We start from the raw sequence: 21,906 nt of genomic DNA on the forward strand, positions 1-21,906 counted from the left end.
CGAGTCGACTGGCACAACGATCCCTCGGCCCCCGAGGTGAACAGCATCCGACCCAGCGCCGGCGCCTTCGTGCTCGACGACCCGGGCAGGATCCTGTTGATCCGCCGCAACGACACCGGCAACTGGACGATGCCCGGCGGGGCGATGGAGCCCGGCGAGTCGCTGACCGCGGCCGCGGTCCGCGAGACGTTCGAGGAGACCGGCATCACCATCGAGGTGACCGGCCTGGTCGGGATCTGGACCGACCCGCGCCACCGCATCGAGAACACCACCAACGGCGAGGTACGCCAGGAGTGCTCCATCATCTACGCTGGCCGCTACCTCGCCGGCGAGCCCACTCCTTCGGCTGAGAACACCCACGCCGAATGGGTGAATCCCACGATCGTCCCCAGCCTTCAGATGGACCGGAGCCAGCGCGTACGGATCGACTGGGCCCTCAACCGCAACTTCCCGCACCTCGATCCCAACCCCTGACAGGATCCGACCTCAAACCGCGTGGGCCGGCTCGATCAGCGGAGGCCTCACGGGGCCGGGTTCTCCCACCAATCGAGGACCCGGAGGGCGCGAAGGGTGTTCCACCTCGAGGGGCGTCCGACAGTCTCCATCTGGAACCAGTCACGCGCCTTGTAGCGGTGCTCCAGCGTCCACCGGCCGTCGGAGCCACGCTTCGAGTGGACCAGGTCGATGCCGTCAACGAGACGCGGGTCCCGATCGGCCCCGACATCGCGAAAGTAGTCGAGGCCACGCAGCACGTCGAAGTGCCACTGCGGGGGGAAAGCGAATCGCACATAGTTGCGTTGGATCACCTCGCCCGTGCGATGCGAGCGGTACAGGTGGTGGACCAGCAGGAACTCCCGGCCGCGACGCTGAGCCTCCCGCACCGCGGCCAGCGTTCCCGTCTTCTCGGCCCGGTGCCGTTCGTACCGGACCAGGGCCTCCAAGGCGAGGATGGTGGTGTTCATCGAGGCGTGGTGCGCGCCACGGCGGTATCGGCAGTTCCATCCCCCGTCGTCCATCTGCTCGCCGAAGAGGTGATCCACGAAGCGCTCGAGCCGATCGTCGTCGAACTCGAACGCGGACAGGATCGAGAGGACCATTCCGGTGATACACGTCTCGGACGCCCAACCGATCCCATCCCGGCTCTGGGGTCCCACGGCACTGTCCAGCAGGACGGCGCACGCGCGGTGGGCCTGCGGATCGTCGGCCGGCAGGCCGAGCTCGCGCAGCAACAGCATCGTGTAGGTGGTCGACACCCACTTGGGCGAATAGAGGCCCTGTGCCCAGGTGCCCTCGGGATCCTGGTGAGCCAGAAGGCGGGCTCCCCAGCCTTCCGTGGTCACAGCGGACCGTGCCGCGTCCACATCGGCTGCGGGCGCTTCGACCAGGGAATCCAAGGTCTGCCAGCGGATCGCAGGGTCGCCGGCAAGAAGCCATTCGACGGCGCGGCACCGGTTGCCACCCACGGTTGCAGGGTCCATCTGCTTCGCTTCCTCAGTGCGGGTTCACGGCCGTGCTGGTCCCGGCTCGACGCACCGCCGAGTCAGACCCCGGCAGGCTCGAGCGGCCAGTGCACCACAGTGGTGATCTCATCGGGCGGGGAGTCGGGGCCGGTGAGGTACTCCTCCCACATGATCGCGGACGCGTCGAGGTGGCGCTCCTTCGCCTCAGCACCTTCCTTCAACGCCTCATAGGCCATGCCCAACTGGTCGTAGGGACCGATGTGTGTCGTGCTGGCGACATCGACGTCAGGGAGCTGGAGCGACTCGACACCGTCACCGGACGCGATGGGCCCGCCCACGACGAATCCCGAGGACACGTGGAAGGTGTCATCGGACATCTCGTAGCAGGACACGGCAGCCCCCTCGATCGGGACACCGATGGCAGCCAGATGCTCAGCAACCGTCCCGAAGGCCTGTCCCTGCATCTCGGCCATCTCATCCGGTCGGCCCTCGAAGGCATGCACGGCCAGGAACCGACCGTTCTCGTGCTCGATCGTGACGTCGTACTTCATTCGACCTCCTCGGTTTTCTTCACGCTAGGAAGCCCGCCACCGCCGCAGCAGGGCCAACCGACTCTCCCTGCCTGGTCGAAAGACCTTGCTACGCCAAATGCTTCTCGACAGACGCCGCCGCGCGGGCAATCCTCTCCTCGGGCACGCCGCACATCCGCAGGCAGGTCGCCGCGATCGCCTGCGTCTGGCCACGGGTGACCTCCTCACCGCGGGAGCGGATCCGGATCACCACCTCGACTGCCTGGACCAGCAGCCCACCCAACTGGTCCCGCCCACCGTGGCCGCGACGGGGCCGCTGACGATGCCGGCACCCAACCGACCGTACGCCGCGGTCAGCTCCCGAAACGCAGGCTGGAACTCCTCGAAGACCTCGCTGCTCCTGACATCGGATAACGATGCGCTCAGCCAAACTCGCCCGCAACTACCACGCTGGTGTCTGTCTTGCCGCGACTCTCCACTGGGTGGCGAGCAGACCCGACTGTGGTCAGCCGGAAACCGCGGCAATGGCCTCGATCTCGACCAGCTGATCCTCATAGCCCAGCACTGTCACGCCCATCAGGGTGCTGGGCACGTCATGATCCCCGAACGCGTCCCGCACGATTTCCCACACCACGCCGAGATCCGACCGCTGCGAAGATGCGACCAGAATCCGGGTGTTCACCACGTTCTCCAGCGTTGCGCCCACTGCCCGGAGAGCCTCTCTCAGAGTCTCAATGCATTTCGCAGCCTGGCCTACATAGTCACCCACGGCTGCCGTCGTACCGTCCTTCTCAAGAGGGCACGCCCCGGCGAGGAAGACCAGGCGCACGCCACTATCCACGACCGACGCGTACGCATAGGGTGCGGCGCTGAGTTCGGCAGATCGAATGAGACGGATTGCGGGATTCACCGGACGATCCTCCCACCTGCGGTTTAGCAACATGACCCAGTTCGCCACAGGATCAGGCCGTACGTAGCAGCCTGAACTCGTGCTTCTGCAGCACCTGCAGGACCAGTTTCGCCGGATAGCCGAAAGCGTCCCGCCCCGCCTCGGACGAATAGGGCTCGATCGCAGAGACCTGGTGCCACTTCCCGTCCACGAACAGCTCGCAGCCTCCGGCCGCGACGATGTTGCGGTACCAGTTGACGTCCTCGCCGTACGTCAGCTCCGCGATGAAACCTTCCGGCACCCGGGCGACGACGATCGGCGTCTCGTACGTCTTCCCCGACTTCCGCCCCACGTGACGCACGAGCGAGAACGGGCCGTGTCCGGTACGAGCCACCCGCATCGTCACCTTGTTGAGCGTGTTCTTGATCAACCACAGCCACTTGCGACGCATCTCAGTCTCCAATGAGTCTCAGGTTCACCATCGGCAGTCCCTCGACGTCGTGACCGACCGCCGTCTCGATCGCACCGCGCAGGCGCCGCCAGGCCTTCGGGTGTGCCTTCTGATAGCGACCGAGCACCGCAGCGGACTCCTGCTCCGAGAGTAACGTCGCCTGCGCCGCGACGCTCGTACGCTTCCCGATGCTGACGCGACATGCAGGCTCGGCCATGAGGTTCCGATACCACTGCGCCCCGGTGCCGAAGCCGCTCACCACCACGATCTCGTCCACGCTCGGCCGCTCGACGACCTCGAGGCAGACATACCGCGGCACCCCTGATCGGCGTCCGATGTGTTCGAGCATCAACATCCGCGATCCGAGGAGCCACCCGGCCCGGTGTCGATAGAGCCAGATCGGCGCACGTACGACAGCGCGGGTCCGCAACAGCCGGGACACGACCGAATCGACCATGGACGTCACCGACCCGACCTTACCCACCGGCTCGGTCGATCCAGCCCGATCGAGCAACGCCACGAACTACGCTCCAGGCATGGCAACGCTCCAAGACGTCGCTCGGATCATCGGTGGGCTGCCCGAGGTGACCGAGGGCGAGCGCTACGGGCACCCGACCTGGTCCGTACGCGGCAAGGGCTTCGCCTGGCTACGCCCGTTCAGCAAGGCCGACCTCAAGCGCTTCGGCGACCAGACCCCGCCCGACCCGCCGATCCTCGCGGTCAACACCGCCGACCTGCACGAGAAGGAAGGCGTCCTCGCCGCCGGCATCGACGGGGTCTTCACCATCGAGCACTTCAACAACTACCCCGCCGTGCTCATCGAGCTCAGCGTCATCGCCCCAGGAGACCTCCGCGACCTGCTGGTCGACGCCTGGCTCGCCGCCGCCCCAGCTGAGCTGGTCGAAGGATTCGACGGCTGAAGCTCTGACTCGCCGAGATCGTGTGCGTGACCGGGCGAGACATACCGCCCACAAGATGCGCCACCTCGCTTGGGCGTTTGCTGGTTTACTCCCAACATGGCATACGAGGAGCTCCCGCCGTTCGCTGCGTGGCAGTTCGTCGACGCCGTCGACGGGTTCGAGGTCGTCTATCGAGACGCCTCCGGCGTCCGTGGATACACCTCAGCCGTCGAGGCGGGCCAGGCCTACGCGGTCCACTATGAGATCTCGGTTGATGCCCTCTGGCGTACGCGCGAAGTCCACGTCCACAATGACACCGCTCGCGGGCGACGGTCCACTGTACTTGTCTCCGACGGCAAAGGTTCCTGGACCGTCGATGGCCGGTCGGCGCCCCAGCTCGACGGGCTCTACGACGTCGACCTCGAGGCCTCTGCCTGCACCAACACCCTTCCCGTCCACCGGCTGGACCTGCCGCTAGACGACGTCGTCACCGCGCCAGCCGCCTACGTCCAGGCACTTGACCTTCAGGTCAGACGCCTCGACCAGTCCTACCGACGCCTCGACGACCACCGGTTCGACTACCACTCCGAAGGCGGTTTCAACGCCGTGTTGGTGTACGACAAGTATGGGCTCGTCCTCGACTACCCCGGGATCGCGACGCGCTTCGCCTGAGAGACGAACCGTCCTGGGCGCACGGGCCGAGCACACAGCTCCAGACTGCTCTCTCGTTCCGCACAGGTCGCGTCGCGAGGACCTACCCGCGCAGTCGCTGACAGACTTGCGGCATGTCCCGGCCGCCGCGCATCGAGCCCGCCGCCGACGTAGTCGCCAAGGTTGCGTCGACCGCGTTGTCGCTTCTCGACGCCTACGAGGAGGATGCCTGGACCGGCGTCAGGTGGCGAGTCAGGAAGAAGACCTTCGCTCACGTCCTGGTCGCCCAAGAGGGGTACACGTCGGCGTACCGCGATATGACCGGGGTGACCAAGCCCACCACGGTGCTGACCTTCCGATCCTCCGGCGACGAACTGCTGGCCCTGGTCCACGCCGGGCCACCGTTCTACCAGCCTCCGTGGTCGCCCACCGTCGTCGGCATGGTGCTCGACGGCGATACAGACTGGGAAGAGGTGGCCGAGCTGGTGACCGAGAGTTACCGGTTCTGCGCTCCTAAGAAGCTGAGGCACCGGCTGGATCGATGATCGTGCGGTCCGTAGGGCGGTCACTGTGGCAGAGCGGGGTCGTGCCTGAGCGTCCACTCGACGCGCTTCGTAGAGTGAACACTGATGAGTCGACAGCTGCTGGTCCGCGCGGCTGCCGCGACCGCCGCCATTGGAGGCTGTGCCAGATCGGCATCGCTGCACGCCCCCAGCAGGAACGTACCCCGGAGATGCTGATCGCGCGTGCCAGGCGCATCGAGCCCGTCGGTCGGCCGGGCGAGCGTCAGCGCCACTCCTCCCCCGGCTACTTCCTCCAGGGCCGCGTGCCCGATCACCCAAGTTGAGGGTCAGCCACGGCCGCGCGATCGCCGTGCCGCCCCGGCCGACGGCCGATGCATAGAGCCCCGGCCCGCCGTCTGTGCGGTCGGGGCCATGCGACACCTGCGTCATGGCGCCACCAACGAGTCCTCGCGCTAGTCCGGTAGGTGCTCCCCGAGCCAGGTCGCTCTTCGGCGAGCTGACGCGCGCGAAAGCCAAGCCTCCTGTACGACCTCAGCGAGCTCGTCATAGCTGATCTCCCCAAGCCGGCTTGCTCGGACTAGAACCGACAGGTGGCCGTCGAAATGCGGAGTGGTGAAGAACGGCGAGGACTCGTCCTGCACCATCGCCAGCTTGTCACCCTCGCTAGGCACCCAGAAGACGATGACGTCGTCGTAACGCTGGCCGGTGTGCGGGTCGAACGCGTCAGGACGCGGATTCCGGAAGAAGACGAACGACTTTCCACCCACCTGATAGATGGGCCTGTTCTGGGTGCCCGCGCAGACGCGAACGTGGGGCATGCCAAGGGCAAGCTCATCCACGTCCCCCACCCGCGCCGACCGGCCGCCCGTTCTCCTCACACAGTCAGGTTAGGTGTCACGTCGACGCCCGGGCGACCTCCGAGTGCGTCAATGCGCCCAGAATGACGCGAGCAGCTCGAGAGCGTCACACGGCGAGAGGACGAGACCCGCCGCGCCGAACCATCTGAGCGCCGACTCCGCACCCACGCTGCGGCTATTCGTCGCCGATTCCGGCCGAGCGCCGACGAATGGACAGGCATCGCTTTCAACACGTCATGCCCCGCCGTGGCGATCGGACATCGAGCTGCCATCTGCACCAGACTGCATGCAGGACGGCCGCATGACGCATAACGTCAGGGCCATAGGGAGGGGACAGCGGTGGCCACCAACTCTTCGATCGAGTGGACTGAGGTGACGTGGAACCCCGTCACCGGCTGCGATCGTGTGGCGGCAGGGTGTGACCACTGCTACGCCCTCACTCTCGCCAAGCGGCTGAAGGCGATGGGCGTGGACAAGTACCAACACGACGGAGATCCGCGAACCTCAGGGCCTGGCTTTGGAGTCACGATCCACCCGGCGGCCTTGACGCAGCCCTACCAGTGGCGGAACTCCAAGGTGGTGTTTGTGAACTCGATGAGCGACCTATTCCACGCGAAAGTGCCGATCGGGTTCGTCCGCGACATCTTGGACGTCATCAGGGAGACGCCACAGCACACGTATCAGGTGCTGACCAAACGCGCTCGTCGTATGGCGCGCCTCGCCGACGCTCTCGACTGGCCCGACAATCTGTGGATGGGCGTCTCAGTCGAATCTTTCGACGCCGTTGACCGCATCGACCATCTTCGCGCTGTACCGGCGTCGACCCGTTTCCTCTCATGCGAACCGCTCTTGAGCGCGTTACCCGCACTTGACCTCGGTGGCTTGGATTGGGTGATCGTCGGAGGAGAGTCCGGTCCCGAGGCCCGATACATGGACCCTCAGTGGCCAATCGATATCCGCGACCAATGCATCGACGCAAATGTCGCGTTCTTTTTCAAGCAGTGGGGCGGCCGCACACCCAAAGCCAATGGGCGCGAACTCGATGGCCGAACCTGGGACCAGATGCCCCCAACGGCACTCCGGGGGTCGACGCCGCCGCCCAAACCTGCCCGTCGGGTGTAGGAGCGCGAGCGAGTAGGCAGTTGCCGCTACGGCTGAGGTACGGCCACCGCGCCATCTGCCGGGGTGACGACCAGGCACGTCTATGCCAGCTCCACGAAGGAGGCTCGCAGCAGGCGTCCAGGAGGGTCGGAGGTAACACGCCCGGCTTCGATTAGAGGCTTGAGGGCGGCGATTACGTGCTCGGGCCGGTAGACGGTCTCGAAGAGCGTTGCGTCTCTCAGAGCCTCGACTCGTACCTTGCCGGTGGTCTGAAGTCTCTGCTCCAGCAGTCGCGTCAACGGACCCAGTTGCGGCTCGTCGAGATCGAATAGTGCTTCGGCCTGTTCGTCGCGAGGGTCTCGGAATCCGACTCCTTGGGTCGGGTCGACCTCCCACAGGGAGTCTTTCATCTTCTCCAGTCCCCGACGATGTCCGGTTGCGAAGATCAGATAAAGCGGCTGCCCGTGGCGAGGCACTAGCTCGAAGTCCAGCAGATACTCAAACCCCGCCGCCCGAAGGGCGCGGCGATAGCATGTCAGGATGTGTCGGCTCTTTGCTGCCGGCTCCATGCCGGTGATTGCCCGCCAGGTGGGGTCGCCACCGAAGACGTCGTCGGCAGCGGCACCAAGATCGCTGACAAAGCGCACGAAGTGCTGCGGGTGCAAGGTGACGATGACCTCGCTTGACACGTTGGACGCAAGGCGTTGAAGGAGGCGGTAGGGGACGGGGGCGTTGCCCCACGAATCCAAGTTCGCGAAGATCGGCTGACCCCACGCTCCGACACGGTCCAGTGCCCTCTCCAACTCCTCAACGCACGAGCCCCTGACGATCTCCAGCGGCATGCTCTCGCTGTTTCGGGGCCGATGTGGGAATGAACGGCGCAATTGCTCAGGAAGCATGGCGACACAACGCGGCTCGTCGTCCACAAAGACAAACCGCGCTACGCCCTTGCTTGTCGGCACCTTGTCAATCAACGCCTTCATCGCAATCACCGGCGACCCCGGCTCGCCACCGCTGTAGACGCCAGGGCCTGCGAACCCTTCGGCATACGTGACGGAGGGGAATGCGGTCGCGCCAGCCAACAAGATTGGAAACCAGCGCTCGAGGTATCGCCTATAGATGTCGTGTTTGGCACCAGTGTGCTCTACACAGGCCCACGGAACCGGCCCATCGACTGGCATCGCCTCACCTCCGGCGCATCTTCTGACACTCAGTCCATCTCCGTGATAGACCTGCTCGCTGTGGATGCTAGCGGTTCAGGGATCTCCAGATGGCGATTCCTTGCTTGTCCTTTGAAAGGATGGAGCCGCGAGCGCGAGCATCAAGTAGCACGTAAGCCAAGGCGGTGCAGCGATCGTCCCTTAACCATCGCTCTTCCGGAAGCAGGACCGGCACGAACCCGTTGGGCGCACCGCCCCGATCGTGATGATCGGGCAGGCACGAAGAACCTGAACACAGGCGACATGCGTCATCGCGCAGCCAGCAGGCGGCGAGTTGCTCACGCAAGCCGGGTTATAACCTTGAAGCATCGTCGCTATGCGTCGGAGGCGGTGAGGCGTTGCTAGCCCGGAGCTAGCTGGCTGCCGGTTGCGTCCTTCGCCGCGTCTCCGCGCACCTCCTGCCAGGTCGATTCCGCCCGAAATGGCGACGCTATGGCCAGCCTTCGGGTAAAACGTCGGGTGGACGTGCCCGCTGCGCGCCTGCCCTAACGACCGACCTCGCCACCTTGCTCGGGCCGAATGGAGTTCGATTGAAGTCCCCAGACGACGACGCTCGCAACCCAATTGCGAACTCAGCGACTACGTCGAGCTCGCCCGAACGACCGGCCGCCGGTGAGGATCGCCGGAGCTCGCCGACCACCGTGATCGACAAATTTCTTGCCGGTTACGAGCGGCAGTTCGACTACTGGGAGGCCGTCGCGCGCCGAGCTCACGCTCTGATCGAGTCCGAGCTGGCCACCTCCGGTCTGCGCGCGATCGTCACGAGTCGCGCGAAATCCGTGGACCGCTTGCGTGACAAGCTTGAGCAGCGGAACCGCAAGAAGCAGTATCGGACAGTGACGCAGGTCGGCAGCGACATTGTGGACCTCGCCGGAGTCCGTGTCGCGCTGTACTTCCCGAGCCAGATCGAGGAAGTTGCGAAGATCATCACTGCCCTGTTCGAACTCGACGAGGTCAAGACGTTCCCGCTGGCCCATGCGGTTAGACCTGGTGATCCACGTTTCAGCGGCTACCGGGCTCAGCACTTCCGTGTCCGTATCCCAGTTGGGCGTCTGGCTGACGACGAGGCTCGATACAGTACGGCACCCGTCGAGATCCAGGTCGCATCCGTACTCATGCACGCTTGGTCGGAAGTCGAGCACGACCTGGTCTATAAGCCGCTCGAGGGGAACCTGTCGGCCGCCGAGTATGCGCTCCTGGATCAGCTCAACGGCCTCGTGCTATCAGGGGAGATTGCCCTTGAGCAACTAAAGATCGCCGGCGACCAGCGGCTCTCCGAGACTGAGTCCTCCTTCCGTGACCACTATGAACTCGCCGAGTTCCTACGAAGTCAGCCCCGGATGAGAGACAGGCTTCTCACCGACTCTGCGCTCGGCAGCGTGGAAGTGCTGTACAACGTGCTCGCTCGCCATGACCGTGCTACCGCAGCCGAGCTTGGACCCCTTGCCCGCAGAGTTGGCGATGATTTCGAAGCGAGACCCGTCGCCGACCAAGTTTTGGATCTCCTGCTGCTCGAGAACCCCACGTTCTACGAAGATCTGAGGCGCGCCTCGTCCAAGACCCGCCATCCATCACAACGTCACCGTCAAACTGGGAGCGACACAGTCACAAACGCACACGTCGGCGAGTTCATTAGCCTGTGGGCCGAATTAGAACAAGAGATGACGCGCCTCCTCGGCCCGGATGCGCGTATCACCAGCCGCAACAACTTTCGCTCTGCTCTCGCGCGAGGCTTTATCGATGACGTAACCGCGCACCAACTCGAGGACCTCCGTGTTCTGCGGAACAACGTTGTACACGGGCGCGACGTCTCGAGCGGCAGAAGAGAAGAGACACGGAAGAATCTTCCAGTCGCTATTGACCTTCTTCGCCGCACCATACGTTTGCTGCGTCAAGTTGAGACTCCCAGCGCTAGTCAGCCCGCAAGCTGAAATTCGAGGAACCTGGGTCAGCGGCGCGGAGGCGCACCCACCCCGAGTGTCAACTTCGAGTTGGCAAAGCCCGACCTGACCTCTCCGCAGGATGCCCCGATACTTCCGCTCAGGAGGGATGCTCGGAGCCACGTCTTTCCGCCGCCAGCGGCGCTAGCCCCAACGTCGTTAGCGTTGATCTGTTCGAGCGCCTCGCCGTGTTGGCGGCGGGCATGGCCTAGGTGTGATGCCCAGGGAGGTTGTACCGCCCTGGGACGGTGAGTCTGCTGACAGGTGAAGGCCTCCGGTTGTGAAGTGGAGCTGTCTAGTTCACACACTTCACCTCACCGGAGGCCTTCGTGTCCCACGCTAACGCTGCCCTGACCCCACGCGCCCGTTTACGACTCGCCCGACTCGTCGTCGAGCGCAAATGGACCTACGCGGCGGCAGCCAAGATGTTCATGGTCACCCCACGCACCGCGAAGAAGTGGGCCGACCGGTACCGGGCCGAAGGACCGGCCGGCATGAGCGATCGAACCTCACGACCCCACACCAGCCCGACCAAGACCAGCCCGGACCTGGTCCGGCAGATCGTGCGCCTGCGGTGGCGCCACCGCCTCGGCCCGGTCCAGATCGCCGGCCGGCTCGCGATGCCNCGTTGGTGGAGCCTAGCGGGATCGAACCGCTGACCTCCTGCGTGCAAAGCAGGCGCTCTCCCAGCTGAGCTAAGGCCCCGTATTGGGTAAAGATGGTGGGCCTGAGTGGACTCGAACCACCGACCTCACGCTTATCAGGCGTGCGCTCTAACCAGCTGAGCTACAGGCCCATCTACCATATGAAAGAATCAAAGTTCCTTCAAAACTAAACAAGACAGGGAACGTTCTGTTTATAAGACCCAAGGTCTTATATTCCGTTAAAATCCTTAGAAAGGAGGTGATCCAGCCGCACCTTCCNGCGGCCGAGCGGCGGTCACCGGACGGCGCCGCGTTCGGGCTGGGCTTGGGCGCGGCCGGAGCAGCGGACGCCGCGGGGGCGACCGGCGGAGCCTCGGCCTTCTTGGCCGGGGGCTTCGGGCCGGGCTTGGGCGCAGCCGGCTTGGACGCCTCAGGCGCCTCGGCAGGCTTCTCGGGCGCCGTGTCCGCAGCCTTCTTGGGGGCCGCGGGCCTGGGAGCTGCCGGCTTGGGGCCGGGCTTGGGGGCGGCCTTCTCGTCCGAGGACGCGGAACCACCCTTGCCGCCGGCCTTCAGGCCGGGGCCGATCTCCTTGCGGAAACGCATCTCCGCAGGGAGCTCGACGGTCGAGCTCGCCGACTTGACGAACTCACCCATCTCCTTGAACTTCTCGAGAACGAACTTGCTCTCGACTCCGAACTCTTTGGCGAGTTCGTGGACTCGGGTCTTAGCCACGTTTCTCCTTCTGGCCACAGACCCAAATCCGGGTTAAACCTGCGACCACTAATGGTTGTAGAACACGCTCATCGCGAAGTACTCATCGAGTGCTCATGAGCTTTTGCTCCAGTTCCTGGTCAGTTGACCGTCGGCGACGGTCGTGGATGTCGGGCGCGTGTCGAGGTAGTCCTCCACCGGTGCGCTGGAAAGCCCGCCCTCGACCTGTAAGGCCCGGGTGAACGCCTTCCGGCGCACCGCGAGTTCGTAGCACTCACGCGTGGGATGCACATGCGCCCCTCGCCCGGGTGCGGTGGCTGTCGGATCGGGCACCACGGCCGGCTGGCCGTTGCGGTCCGAGCCGGCGGTCACCCGCAACAACTCGCGCTTGGCGGCTCGCTTCCGGCAACCCACGCACGTACGGACGGGTCCGTTCTGCGTAGTTTCTTCGAGGCGTGCCACCGATCCTTAACACTACCGCTTCCGGGGTTCGGTAGACGAAACCGGGGCACAGGTCGTTCTTATTCCGTGACCCGTCCTCACCACATGGCGGCGATCACAAGATCGCGGCGATCTCCGGCCAGGCCTGCAGGCCGAGCTCGCGGTCGGCGGCCTCCGAACCACCCCAGGCGAGCCGCTGGCTGAGCGGGAGCACCGGCTCGCCGGGCAGTACGACCCGGTGGCCGGCGTCGGGATGGGTGACCACGACCGTCTCCAGATCGTGGGCCGTACGCCTCCGCCGGACCGCCTCGGCGGCGAGGACCGAGGGCCACAGCGCGTCGCCTCCCCCGGCGACCAGGACGACATCACCGGCGATGCGCTCGACCGGGATGGTCGCGGCGGGCACCCGGTCGGCGTACTTCTCCAGGGCCGAGAGGTAGGCCTCGCAGAACGACGGGAGCTCCCCGTGCGCGCTTCGCGCGCTTGCTCCCTCGCTCTCCTTCAGCGCGTCCTCGATCGCCTCGTCGTCGAACGGCAGGAACGGCACCTGCTCCCCGCGCAGTGTCCACGAGGACCGCTGCGGGCGCTCGTCGCTTAGGCCCGCCCAGGAGACGTACGTCGGGGAGATCCCGACCACCGCGTCGATCTCGGGGTGCAGGGTGCCGAGCAGGAGCGCGGCCTGGGCGCCCCAGGACGTCCCCAGCACCACCAGCCGCTGATAGCGGGAATGGAGGTCAGCGAGGACGTCGTCGAACGTCTCCAGCGGTATCAGCCGAGCCTCACCCGGCTGTCCGGGACCGCCGAAGTAGCGGATCGACGCCGCCGCCACCCCGTGCGAGGCGAGCATCCGACACCGGTCGGTCTCGATCCGCCCCGACGACCCCGACAGCACGAGTACGCCGGTGGTGGCCCCGTCCGGCTCCAGAAGGACGCCCTCGGAGTCGGTCAGAGTGGTCTCACGCACGCTCGCCATGCCGCACAGGCTAGCGACCTGGCGAGCCGTGATGTTCAGGCGACCGGGGTCTCCTCGTCGGAGCGGATGTCGATGCGCCAGCCGGTCAGGCGAGCGGCCAGGCGGGCGTTCTGCCCCTCCTTGCCGATGGCCAGGGAGAGCTGATAGTCGGGCACCACGACACGGGCGGACTTGGTCGCCTCGTCGATGATCGTGACCGAGGAGACCCGGGCCGGCGAGAGCGCCGAGGCGACGAGCACCTTCGGGTCCTCGGACCAGTCGACGATGTCGATCTTCTCGCCCTGCAGCTCGGACATGACCTGGCGGACCCGCTGGCCCATCGGGCCGATGCAGGCGCCCTTGGCGTTGACGCCGGGGACGGTCGACTTGACCGCGATCTTGGTGCGGTGGCCGGCCTCGCGGGCGATCGCGGAGATCTCGACGGTGCCGTCGGCGATCTCGGGCACCTCGAAGGAGAAGAGCTTCTTGACCAGGTTGGGGTGGGAGCGCGAGAGGGTGATCTGCGGACCGCGCATGCCCTTGCGCACGCTGACCACGAGAGCCTTGATCCGGGTGCCGTGGCTGTAGTCCTCGCCCGGCACTCGCTCGGAGAGCGGGATGACGCCCTCGAGCCGGCCCAGGTCGACGAGCACGTCGTCGGGGTTGCGGCCCTGCTGGATGACGCCGGAGAGGATGTCGCCCTCCTTGCCGGAGAACTCGCCGAACTTCACGTCGTCCTCGGCGTCGCGCAGCCGCTGCAGCACGATCTGCTTGGCGGTGGTGGCGGCGATCCGGCCGAAGCCCTCGGGCGTGTCGTCGTACTCCCCGACGACGTTGCCCTCGTCGTCGACCTCGGCGGCCAGGACGCGTACGTGCCCGGTCTTGCGGTCCAGGTCGACCCGCGCCTTCGTCTGGGCGCCCGTGGTCTTGTGGTAGGCGGTCAGCAGCCCCTGCTCGATCGCCTCGACGAGCACATCGAGCGAGATCTCCCGCTCCCGCTCCAGCATCCGCAGGATGCTCATATCGATGTCCATGGCCTACTCCCCCTCGTCGATCCGCTTGAACTCGATCTGCACAAGCGCCTTCTTCACGTCCGCGTACGCCACGTCGCGGCGCTTGCCGCTCACCTCGAGGCTCACCCGCTCGTCGTCGGACTCCTTCACCCGTCCGGTGAACGCGGAGCCGTCGGCGGTGGTGACCTTGACCAGGCGACCCTTGTTGCGGCGCCAGTGGCGCGGCAGGGTCAGCGGCCGGTCGACCCCGGGAGAGGTCACCTCGAGCGTGTAGGGCTGCTCGCCCATGACGTCGGACTCGTCGAGGACCCGGTTGACCTCACGGGTTGCCTCGGTGACCTCCTCGTGGGTGATCCCGCCGTCCTTGTCGACGGCGATCCGCAGGATCCGGCGCTTGCCGGCCGGCGTGATCTCCACGGCCTCGATGTCGAAGCCCAGGACTTGAAGCGGGTCTGCGAGGGCCTTTTCGATGGCACTCGCGATCGCGTCCTTCCGCACAGCACTCAACGCGATCTCCCCCTGCATCCTGTTGTCCGGTCCTGTTGTATGCGCCTCTGAGCACGCAGCACTTCTGGTGACACCATACCTGTACGCCTCGGGCGTCTCGAACAGCGCGCGGCTGTGTTGGAAAGCCGCTGACGCGACTCCCGCCGGGTGTGGTTAGGGTTCCTCACGTGACCAGCGCACGTGCCCTCCGGATGCTCTCGCGGCGCACCGCTGTGGGTGTCGCCGTGGTTGCCCCGCTGGCCGCCTCGGCGTGTTCGGCCTCGGAGACGCTGGATCCTGTCAAAGCCCCTCCACCGAGCACTCCCCCGGCCCCCGCCAACCCCGACCAGAGTGTGATCGACGCCACGGTCGCGGAGATCCTCGGCGCCGACGAGGGCGCCCCGTCCGCGTTCGTGCAGCTCCATCGTGTGCACATCGAGGCGCTGGCGCCGACCAAGGGTGTGACCGCGGCGCCGGCGACCGGGCGCTGGCAGGAGCGTCAGCTCGCCCTGGTCACGACGCTCACCGCCGCGGCCGGGCGCGCGGCCGACCCGCAGCTGATCACGCTGCTCGCCTCGGCCGCCGCCGGCCAGCAGCAGCTCCTGCACGGACGAGGTCTGGCATGACGACCGCGACCTCGGCCTCGACCGAGGCGGTCCAGGCGGCGCTCGCGGTCGAGCACTCCGCGATCTACGTCCTGGGCGCCCTGGGCGGGCGCACCTCGGCGGCGTCCTCGCCGGCTCTGGCGCGGGCGCTCACGGACGCGTACGACGACCACGTGAACGCCCGGGAGGCGCTGGCCGCGCACGTGGTGGCCGCCGGGATCGAGCCGGTCGCGCCCTCCGCCGTCTACGACCTGCCCGGCCGGATCGGGTCGGAGGCCGGCATCCGCGCCGCGGCGCTGCAGCTGGAGCAGGACACCACCGCGACCTATCTCTCGCTGGCCCCGAAGGCGACCGGCACCGACCGGACCCTGCTCATCCAGCTGCTCTGCCGGGCGGCCGCGCGCCAGCTCGATCTGGGCGCGAAACCGCGGGCGTTCCCGGGGACCTGATCCCCAAAAGCCGAGATGGCCCGCGAACCGTCCGGCGCGGGAGACTCCCGAGATGTCTCCCGAGACCGGGCGGCTCGCGGGCCAGGTTTTGGCCTGGACACGAGGCCTGAGAAGTCGCCTGGGGCTGAACCTCTCTTGCAGAAGTATGCAATCCCCGCTCAGGATGGCCCAGACCCGCAAAAGCGCATTGCAAGAACTTGCAACTTTTCCTGGCGTCATTCCCAGGAGCGAACGATCTGGTGTATGTCGCTCAGTCGCTGCGCGACGGCGTCCGGAGAGCCCTCGCTGTGGCCCACCTGGCTGCTCGGGATGTTGCTGTGCGGGATGTGGATCGCCCGCAGACCGGCCTTCTGAGCACCGTACACATCGTCGAAGAGCCTGTCGCCCACGTAGACGCATCGAGACGGATCCGAGACCATCACCGCCTCCATCGCCGCGTGGAACGCCTCTTCGGCGGGCTTCGTCCAGGGAACCTCGGAGGTGTAGACGTCGCCGTCGAGCAGGTCGAGCACCCCGTCGCGCTCGAAGAACCCGCGGTGCCACGCGCGCGGCCAGATCGTGTTGGACAGCACCCCGACACGTACGCCGTCGGCGCGGAGCGCCTCCCACAGCGGCCCGACCTCGGGGTCGGTCAGGGTGTGCGGCTCCCAGAACTCGTAGTAAGCGTCGAGCAGGTCCGGATCGTGCTCGAGGCCGGCCTCGTCGAAGAGGTCGCCGATCGCCGAGCTCTGCTGGTGGTCGCGGCTGCGGGCCCAGATCGTCTCTCCCGCCTGGTGGAGCCTGGTCGCGTTGACCGGGTGGTCGTCGTCGCAGGCTCCGCTCACCGCCTGCGCGAGCGCCAGCGACTCCGCGTGGAAGTCGATGTCGTGCCACTTCGTCAGCGTGCCGCCCCAGTCGAAGATCACCGCGTCGATCGCCATGCCACGACCCTAGCGGTGCGACACCCGCCGACTCATCGTGATTTTTTCAGTGGGACAGCTGCGTCGAGTCGACCAGATCGGTGAGCTGCGCGCGGAAGTCGGGGTGAGCGCAGTGATCGATGATCCGCCGGGCGCGGGCGGCGGGAGAGATGCCGCGCAGGTCGGCCACACCCTGCTCGGTGATGATGACCTGCACGTCGTGCGCGGTGTGGTCGACATGGCCGACGAACGGCACGATGCGCGAGACGGTGCCGCGCTCGGTGGTGGAGGGGGCGGCGAAGACGTTGAGGTGGGCGTTGCTCGCGAAGTCACCCGATCCACCGACGGCGTTCACGTTGCCGTGGATGTCGGCCTCGGCCATCGAGTCGATCGCGATGAGGCCGAGCCGCCGGATGACCTCGGGGTGGTTCGATATCTCCTGCGGGCGCAGCAGGACCCGGCCCTTGTAGTGGTGGACGTCGTCGTAGAACCGGCGAGCGCCCGCCTCGGAGAGGCCGAAGGACGTGGCCGAGACTCCGATCAGCTTCCCGGAGTCGAGCAGGTCGAGGAGACCGTCCCGGACGGTGTCGGTGTAGGCCGTCAGGTGCTCGAACTCGGCGTCCTGGAGCCCGGCGAGGACCGCGTCGGCGACAGGCCCCGCACCGGCGTGGAGCGGGAGCAGGCTGTGGTGCAGGCGGCCGTGGCGTACCTCGTGGCGGAGGAAGTCCACGACGAGCTCGGCTATCGCGCGGCTCTCGTCGTCGATCACGCGCGGCGGTGAGCCTCGGTCGGGGCGATCGGTCTCGACGACGGCGACGACCTTGGCCGGATCGACGAGGAGGAAGGGGTCACCGATCCTCTGCATCGGCGTCGTCAGCTGGATCGGCGCCCGCGCCGGCGGCAGCTGGGAGCCGTGATGGATGTCGTGGAATCCCTCGAACCCGCGCGGATGCCAGCTGTTGACCTCGAGGATCACGGCGTCGGCGACGTCGAGCCACGTCTGGTTGTTGCCGACGCTGCTCCCCGGGACGAGCAGCCCGTTGGGCAGGATCGCGGCCACCTCGACCACCGCGACGTCGAGAGTGCCGTAGAACCCGGAGGCCGCATACTGGGCGACCCGCGAGTGACGTACGTCGACACCCTCCGGCCACTCCCGGACCAGCCCCAGGGCCTCAGGCACCGCCTTCGGTCGCCCGATTCCGGCGAAACCCGAGAACGCCACCGTCTTCCCCGGCCCGATCCCCGCAGCCGCCTCCGCGGCGCTCACCACCCGCCGGGCGAGCGTACGGTCAAGAATCCTGTCCCCCGTCATGGGGTCGATCTTGCCGCATTCGCGGCGGTTGGAATCCCCGGTTAACCGGGTATTCCTGCGCTTCTCAGGCGTTGCAACACCCGAGAAGCGCAGGAAACACCGGAGAAGTTCCAGTTATGTCAGCCGCGGACGACCTCGGTGAGGTGGGCGACGGCGGCGTCGAGGGCGATCTCGGTCTTCTCGCCGCTCCGGCGGTCCTTGACCTCGACCTTGCCCTCGACCAGGCCCTTGCCGACGGTGACGATGGTCGGGACGCCGATGAGCTCGGCGTCCTTGAACTTCACGCCCGGCGAGACCTTGGGACGGTCGTCGTAGAGCACGTCGATGCCGGCGGCCTCGAGCTCACCGGCCAGCTTCGCTGCAGCCTCGAAGACGGCGGCGTCCTTGCCGGTCGCGACGAGGTGGATGTCGTACGGAGCGACGTTGCGGGGCCAGGCGAGGCCGATGTCGTCGAGGGTGCCCTCGGCGATGGCAGCCACGGCGCGGGTGACGCCGATGCCGTAGGAGCCCATGGTGACGGTGACGAGCTTGCCGTTCTCGTCGAGCACCTGCAGCCCCAGCGCGTCGGCGTACTTGCGGCCGAGCTGGAAGACGTGGCCCATCTCGATGCCGCGGGCCAGGGTCAGCGGGCCGGAGCCGTCAGGAGCCGGGTCGCCCTCACGGACCTCGGCGGCCTCGATGGTGCCGTCGGGGGTGAAGTCGCGGCCGGCGACCAGGTCGATGACGTGCTTGCCCTCGACGTTGGCGCCGGTGACCCAGCGGGTGCCGGTGACCACGCGGGGGTCGACCAGGTAGCGGATGCCGGAGGCCGACTCCTCCCCCAGCACCTCGGGACCGATGTAGCCCTTGACCAGCTCGGGGTGCTTCTTCAGCTCGACGTCGTCCATCGGCTCGACCTCGATCGGCTCCAGCTGGCCCTCGAGGCGCTTGATGTCGACCTCGCGGTCACCGGGCAGGCCGATGGCGAGCGGCTCGACGGTGCCGTCGGGGTGACGCAGCGTCACGAGCACGTTCTTCAGCGTGTCGCCGGCCTCCCAGGGACGGTCCTCGCGCGGGAACGCCTCGTTGAGGTGGTCGACGAGTGTCTGGATCGTCGGGGTGTCGGGAGTGTCCTCGGCGTGGGCGGCCGGCACGTCCTCGTAGGAGAGTGGCTCGGGGGCCAGCGTCGTGACCGCCTCGACGTTGGCTGCGTAGCCGCCGGGCGAGCGTACGAAGGTGTCCTCGCCGGCCTCGGAGACGGCCAGGAACTCCTCGGAGGCCGAGCCGCCCATCGCACCGGAGGTGGCCTTGACGATGACGTACTCGAACCCGAGGCGGTCGAAGACCTGGACGTACGCCGCGCGGTGGGCGTCGTAGGCCGCCGACAGCCCCTCGTCGGTGTAGTCGAAGGAGTAGGAGTCCTTCATGATGAACTCGCGGCCGCGCAGCAGCCCCGCACGGGGGCGCGCCTCGTCGCGGTACTTCGTCTGGATCTGGTAGATCGCCAGCGGCAGGTCCTTGTAGGAGCCGTAGAGGTCCTTGACCAGGAGCGTGAACATCTCCTCGTGCGTGGGCCCGAGCAGGTAGTCGGCCTCCTTACGGTCCTTGAGCCGGAAGATGCCGTCGCCGTACTCCGTCCAGCGGCCGGTCGCCTCGTAGGGCTCGCGCGGCAGCAGCGCCGGGAAGTGCACCTCCTGGGCGCCGATCGCGGCCATCTCCTCGCGGATGATCCCCTCGACCTTGCCGAGCACCCGCAGGCCCAACGGCAGCCACGAGTAGATCCCCGGAGCGGCGCGGCGGATGTAGCCGGCACGGACAAGCAGCTTGTGGCTCGCGACCTCGGCGTCGGCGGGATCCTCACGCAGGGTCCGCACGAACAGGGTCGACATACGGGCGATCATGCGGGCAAGCGTACGGCGCACCGGACCGGTCCCGCGAACCGGTTAGGAGCGTGTTGCAACCGACCCCTGCCCGCGCACGTCATCCCTCCATGAGACGTATCCGAATCCCGGCACTGGCCACGGCCATCCTCGTTGCTCTCATGCTCCCGGTCTCCCTGACGACACCGGCTTCTGCGGCGGCCCCCACCGTCGACGTACGTCCCCTTCCGCTGCCCGTCGGCGACAGCCCGAGCGTTCCCTACCTGCACCGTCCGTCGTCCGAGTCGGTCTCGGTGGTCGACCCGGCGACCGGCATGAAGACGCCGGTCGCCCTCGTCGGCGACGACCTCGACGAGTTCACCCTTCTGGGCCGCTCAGGCAGCGGGTTCGTGCTGCGGGTCCGCAACCGCAACATCGACCGGATCGTCCGGGTCCAGCTCGATGTCGCGCAGAGGTCCCTCACCGACATGTACTACGCGGACAAGGCCAGGCTGTCTGCCGACGGCCGCTACCTGCTCAAGACGGCCACCCTGAGCAGCGGCGGAATCCAGGCCCAGGTTCGCAGCGCCACCACCGGCGCGGTCGTCGCCCGCCACACCTTCAGGGCAGCGACCAGGCCCGATCCGATCGACGTGAGCGGCACCCGCGTGCTCCTGGGCGCCTACAGCACCCCGCGCACGCTGGTGTGGGACTGGAAGGCCGGCACGGTCAAGACGATCGCCTCCCGGGCAGCGTACGCGGGCAGCTTCGCCACCAACCGGCTGGCGACGTACACGAAGGACCCGTCGAACCTCGACGCCTGTTCGGTGGTCTCGACCGTCACCGCGCCCGCGACGACGCTCTGGCGCGGGTGCTTGGAGGCGTTCGCGTCGTTCTCGCCCGACGGCGCCCGCTTCGCGACCAACGCGATCGAGCACGAGAACCACGCCGACGTGGTCCGCCGCCGCAGCCTCCGCGGCACGTTGCTCACCACCTACCGCAACCCCAACGGGCTGTGGATGTACGCCTGGGAGACCAACACCCGGATCCTGATGCGGTCCCACCCGAGCAGCGGCACACCATGGCTGGTGCGCTGCGAGGCCACCGACTGCGAACGAGCCTGGCGGGCGTACTCCTAGGACACAGCCGAATCAGAACATGATGGTGGAGAAGCGGGCCGTCTCGAGGAAGCCGGCCCGCTCGTAGGCGCGGCGCGCGGGGGCGTTCCACTCGTTGACGTAGAGCGAGACGCGTGGGGCGATCTCGCTGCGGACGATGTCGCAGACCGCGGCCATCCCGCGGGCAGCGAGGCCCTCGCCGCGGCGGTGCTCGGGCACCCAGACCCCCTGGATCTGGGCAGCCTCGGGAGTCGCGCAGGCGACCTCGGCCTTGAAGACGACCTCACCGTCCTCGATCCGGGCGAAGGACCACCCGCGCGAGATCAGCTGGAGCACCCGGGCACGGTAGAGGTCGCGGCCGCCGCCGGTCTCCGGCGAGATCCCGACCTCCTCGGTGTACATCGCCACGCACGCCGGATAGAGGGCGTCCATGTCGGCGCGCACGGTGCGGCGTACGAACGGGTCCGGCTCGACGAGACTCTGCAGCTGCTGCTCGAGATGGGGCTGCTCCCAGCGCTGGTCACGCGGTGTCCCCCAGGACTCGCCGATCGATCCCCACAGCGCCCGCACCGCGGCCTGCCGCCCGACGATCGTCGAGACGGTGCGGACCCGGTTGCGGGCCCGCTCACCGAAGGCGTACGCATCCTCCTCGGTGGCCTGGATGGGGACCAGGTTGGCGCCGACGTGACAGGCCGCGACCAGGTCGCCCCCGTCCCATCGGCCCCAGATCTCGCCGCCGAGCCAGCGCGGCTCGAGGTTGGTGGTGCGCGCCCGGTACTCCGCGAACACGTTGACCACCGGATCCTGCGCGGTCAGGTCGAGGAACGCGCTGAGATCGCCCGCGTGCAGCGGGCGGATCCCCTGGCGCGTCGTCAGCATGTCACCGAGCCTAGAGCCAATCCGGTTGTACGTCGCC

The 21,906-nt window shown here is 67.1% G+C and carries 26 protein-coding genes, 2 tRNA genes and 1 pseudogene; 10 read left to right on the forward strand and 19 right to left on the reverse strand.

Features of this window, described 5'->3' with window-relative positions; all coding sequences use genetic code 11:
- Positions 1–36: 36 nt before the first annotated feature.
- A complete protein-coding gene (locus ACFX43_RS25675) occupies positions 37–474 on the forward strand; it encodes an NUDIX hydrolase (protein WP_378678457.1) in 438 nt (145 codons plus the stop codon).
- Between the two features lie 47 nt (positions 475–521).
- Here the strand turns inward: ACFX43_RS25675 and ACFX43_RS25680 are convergent, their stop codons facing one another.
- The 6 genes from ACFX43_RS25680 to ACFX43_RS25705 form a co-directional block, all read right to left on the reverse strand.
- Positions 522–1,478: a hypothetical protein gene (locus ACFX43_RS25680; RefSeq protein ID WP_378837800.1), complete on the reverse strand. Its 957-nt coding sequence runs from the start codon at positions 1,476–1,478 to the stop codon at positions 522–524.
- Positions 1,479–1,540: 62 nt separating this feature from the next.
- Positions 1,541–2,011 (reverse strand): GyrI-like domain-containing protein, encoded by a 471-nt coding sequence (locus tag ACFX43_RS25685; RefSeq protein ID WP_378837806.1) that lies wholly within the window; start codon positions 2,009–2,011, stop codon positions 1,541–1,543.
- 88 nt (positions 2,012–2,099) lie between these two features.
- Positions 2,100–2,273, reverse strand: coding sequence for a hypothetical protein (locus ACFX43_RS25690; RefSeq protein ID WP_378837811.1), 174 nt, complete (start codon positions 2,271–2,273; stop codon positions 2,100–2,102).
- Positions 2,274–2,495: 222 nt separating this feature from the next.
- Complete coding sequence (locus ACFX43_RS25695; protein ID WP_378837815.1) at positions 2,496–2,900, reverse strand: RidA family protein; 405 nt, start codon at positions 2,898–2,900, stop codon at positions 2,496–2,498.
- Between the two features lie 52 nt (positions 2,901–2,952).
- Positions 2,953–3,330, reverse strand: a complete 378-nt coding sequence (locus ACFX43_RS25700; protein WP_378837821.1) for a nitroreductase family deazaflavin-dependent oxidoreductase — start codon at positions 3,328–3,330, stop codon at positions 2,953–2,955.
- Between the two features lies 1 nt (position 3,331).
- Positions 3,332–3,787 (reverse strand): nitroreductase family deazaflavin-dependent oxidoreductase, encoded by a 456-nt coding sequence (locus ACFX43_RS25705; protein WP_378841147.1) that lies wholly within the window; start codon positions 3,785–3,787, stop codon positions 3,332–3,334.
- 79 nt (positions 3,788–3,866) lie between these two features.
- Between ACFX43_RS25705 and ACFX43_RS25710 the strand changes: the two genes are divergently transcribed.
- The 3 genes from ACFX43_RS25710 to ACFX43_RS25720 all read left to right on the forward strand — a co-directional run bounded on the left by ACFX43_RS25710 (position 3,867) and on the right by ACFX43_RS25720 (position 5,425).
- Positions 3,867–4,250, forward strand: a complete 384-nt coding sequence (locus ACFX43_RS25710; protein WP_378837825.1) for an MmcQ/YjbR family DNA-binding protein — start codon at positions 3,867–3,869, stop codon at positions 4,248–4,250.
- Between the two features lie 96 nt (positions 4,251–4,346).
- Entirely contained in the window at positions 4,347–4,901 is a 555-nt protein-coding gene (locus tag ACFX43_RS25715; protein ID WP_378837829.1) for a putative glycolipid-binding domain-containing protein, read from the forward strand.
- Positions 4,902–5,014: 113 nt separating this feature from the next.
- A complete protein-coding gene (locus tag ACFX43_RS25720) occupies positions 5,015–5,425 on the forward strand; it encodes an MmcQ/YjbR family DNA-binding protein (RefSeq protein WP_378837834.1) in 411 nt (136 codons plus the stop codon).
- A 431-nt stretch (positions 5,426–5,856) separates the two neighbouring features.
- Here the strand turns inward: ACFX43_RS25720 and ACFX43_RS25725 are convergent, their stop codons facing one another.
- On the reverse strand, positions 5,857–6,243 hold the full coding sequence (locus tag ACFX43_RS25725) for an MmcQ/YjbR family DNA-binding protein (protein ID WP_378837837.1): 387 nt from the start codon (positions 6,241–6,243) through the stop codon (positions 5,857–5,859).
- A 357-nt stretch (positions 6,244–6,600) separates the two neighbouring features.
- Between ACFX43_RS25725 and ACFX43_RS25730 the strand changes: the two genes are divergently transcribed.
- Positions 6,601–7,383 (forward strand): DUF5131 family protein, encoded by a 783-nt coding sequence (locus ACFX43_RS25730; RefSeq protein ID WP_378837840.1) that lies wholly within the window; start codon positions 6,601–6,603, stop codon positions 7,381–7,383.
- Positions 7,384–7,463: 80 nt separating this feature from the next.
- On the opposite strand, the gene ACFX43_RS25735 is transcribed toward ACFX43_RS25730, so the two are convergent.
- Positions 7,464–8,543, reverse strand: a complete 1,080-nt coding sequence (locus ACFX43_RS25735; protein WP_378837844.1) for a three-Cys-motif partner protein TcmP — start codon at positions 8,541–8,543, stop codon at positions 7,464–7,466.
- A 680-nt stretch (positions 8,544–9,223) separates the two neighbouring features.
- On the opposite strand from ACFX43_RS25735, the gene ACFX43_RS25740 reads away from it, so the two are divergent.
- Together ACFX43_RS25740 and ACFX43_RS25745 are read left to right on the forward strand one after the other, a co-directional pair.
- Positions 9,224–10,513 carry a GTP pyrophosphokinase family protein gene (locus ACFX43_RS25740; RefSeq protein ID WP_378837848.1) on the forward strand — a complete coding sequence of 430 codons (1,290 nt, stop codon included), beginning with the start codon at positions 9,224–9,226 and terminating at the stop codon, positions 10,511–10,513.
- A 338-nt stretch (positions 10,514–10,851) separates the two neighbouring features.
- A pseudogene (locus ACFX43_RS25745) lies at positions 10,852–11,145 on the forward strand (leucine zipper domain-containing protein); the annotation flags it as partial.
- A 6-nt stretch (positions 11,146–11,151) separates the two neighbouring features.
- On the opposite strand, the gene ACFX43_RS25750 reads toward ACFX43_RS25745, so the two are convergent.
- The 7 genes from ACFX43_RS25750 to rimP form a co-directional block, all read right to left on the reverse strand.
- A tRNA-Ala gene (locus ACFX43_RS25750) sits at positions 11,152–11,227 on the reverse strand.
- 14 nt (positions 11,228–11,241) lie between these two features.
- A tRNA-Ile gene (locus ACFX43_RS25755) sits at positions 11,242–11,318 on the reverse strand.
- Entirely contained in the window at positions 11,296–11,898 is a 603-nt protein-coding gene (locus ACFX43_RS25760) for a translation initiation factor IF-2 N-terminal domain-containing protein (RefSeq protein ID WP_378837852.1), read from the reverse strand. The genes ACFX43_RS25755 and ACFX43_RS25760 overlap by 23 nt, the downstream gene beginning before the upstream one ends.
- Before the next feature lie 93 nt (positions 11,899–11,991).
- On the reverse strand, positions 11,992–12,339 hold the full coding sequence (locus tag ACFX43_RS25765; RefSeq protein WP_378837855.1) for a YlxR family protein: 348 nt from the start codon (positions 12,337–12,339) through the stop codon (positions 11,992–11,994).
- A 94-nt stretch (positions 12,340–12,433) separates the two neighbouring features.
- Positions 12,434–13,291 (reverse strand): alpha/beta fold hydrolase, encoded by an 858-nt coding sequence (locus tag ACFX43_RS25770; protein WP_378837858.1) that lies wholly within the window; start codon positions 13,289–13,291, stop codon positions 12,434–12,436.
- A 35-nt stretch (positions 13,292–13,326) separates the two neighbouring features.
- Complete coding sequence (gene nusA, locus ACFX43_RS25775) at positions 13,327–14,304, reverse strand: transcription termination factor NusA (protein ID WP_378837863.1); 978 nt, start codon at positions 14,302–14,304, stop codon at positions 13,327–13,329.
- A 3-nt stretch (positions 14,305–14,307) separates the two neighbouring features.
- Positions 14,308–14,781: a ribosome maturation factor RimP gene (gene rimP, locus ACFX43_RS25780; RefSeq protein WP_378841152.1), complete on the reverse strand. Its 474-nt coding sequence runs from the start codon at positions 14,779–14,781 to the stop codon at positions 14,308–14,310.
- A 176-nt stretch (positions 14,782–14,957) separates the two neighbouring features.
- Here rimP and ACFX43_RS25785 point away from each other — a divergent pair, with 176 nt between their 5' ends.
- Positions 14,958–15,395 (forward strand): hypothetical protein, encoded by a 438-nt coding sequence (locus tag ACFX43_RS25785; RefSeq protein WP_378837866.1) that lies wholly within the window; start codon positions 14,958–14,960, stop codon positions 15,393–15,395.
- Complete coding sequence (locus ACFX43_RS25790) at positions 15,392–15,823, forward strand: DUF4439 domain-containing protein (RefSeq protein ID WP_378837869.1); 432 nt, start codon at positions 15,392–15,394, stop codon at positions 15,821–15,823. The genes ACFX43_RS25785 and ACFX43_RS25790 overlap by 4 nt, the downstream gene beginning before the upstream one ends.
- A gap of 215 nt (positions 15,824–16,038) precedes the next feature.
- On the opposite strand, the gene ACFX43_RS25795 is transcribed toward ACFX43_RS25790, so the two are convergent.
- From ACFX43_RS25795 to ACFX43_RS25805, 3 genes are all read right to left on the reverse strand, one after another.
- Positions 16,039–16,743: an HAD family hydrolase gene (locus ACFX43_RS25795; RefSeq protein WP_378837874.1), complete on the reverse strand. Its 705-nt coding sequence runs from the start codon at positions 16,741–16,743 to the stop codon at positions 16,039–16,041.
- Between the two features lie 46 nt (positions 16,744–16,789).
- Positions 16,790–18,034, reverse strand: a complete 1,245-nt coding sequence (locus ACFX43_RS25800; protein ID WP_378837879.1) for an acetyl-CoA hydrolase/transferase C-terminal domain-containing protein — start codon at positions 18,032–18,034, stop codon at positions 16,790–16,792.
- 119 nt (positions 18,035–18,153) lie between these two features.
- Positions 18,154–19,914 carry a proline--tRNA ligase gene (locus ACFX43_RS25805; protein WP_378837884.1) on the reverse strand — a complete coding sequence of 587 codons (1,761 nt, stop codon included), beginning with the start codon at positions 19,912–19,914 and terminating at the stop codon, positions 18,154–18,156.
- An 89-nt stretch (positions 19,915–20,003) separates the two neighbouring features.
- Here ACFX43_RS25805 and ACFX43_RS25810 point away from each other — a divergent pair, with 89 nt between their 5' ends.
- Positions 20,004–21,011, forward strand: coding sequence for a hypothetical protein (locus tag ACFX43_RS25810; protein WP_378837888.1), 1,008 nt, complete (start codon positions 20,004–20,006; stop codon positions 21,009–21,011).
- Positions 21,012–21,023: 12 nt separating this feature from the next.
- Here ACFX43_RS25810 and ACFX43_RS25815 read toward each other — a convergent pair whose 3' ends face one another.
- Positions 21,024–21,869, reverse strand: a complete 846-nt coding sequence (locus tag ACFX43_RS25815) for a GNAT family N-acetyltransferase (protein WP_350661650.1) — start codon at positions 21,867–21,869, stop codon at positions 21,024–21,026.
- Positions 21,870–21,906 lie beyond the last annotated feature (37 nt).

This window comes from Nocardioides sp. YIM B13467 (assembly GCF_042788075.1).
Lineage (GTDB): Bacteria > Actinomycetota > Actinomycetes > Propionibacteriales > Nocardioidaceae > Nocardioides.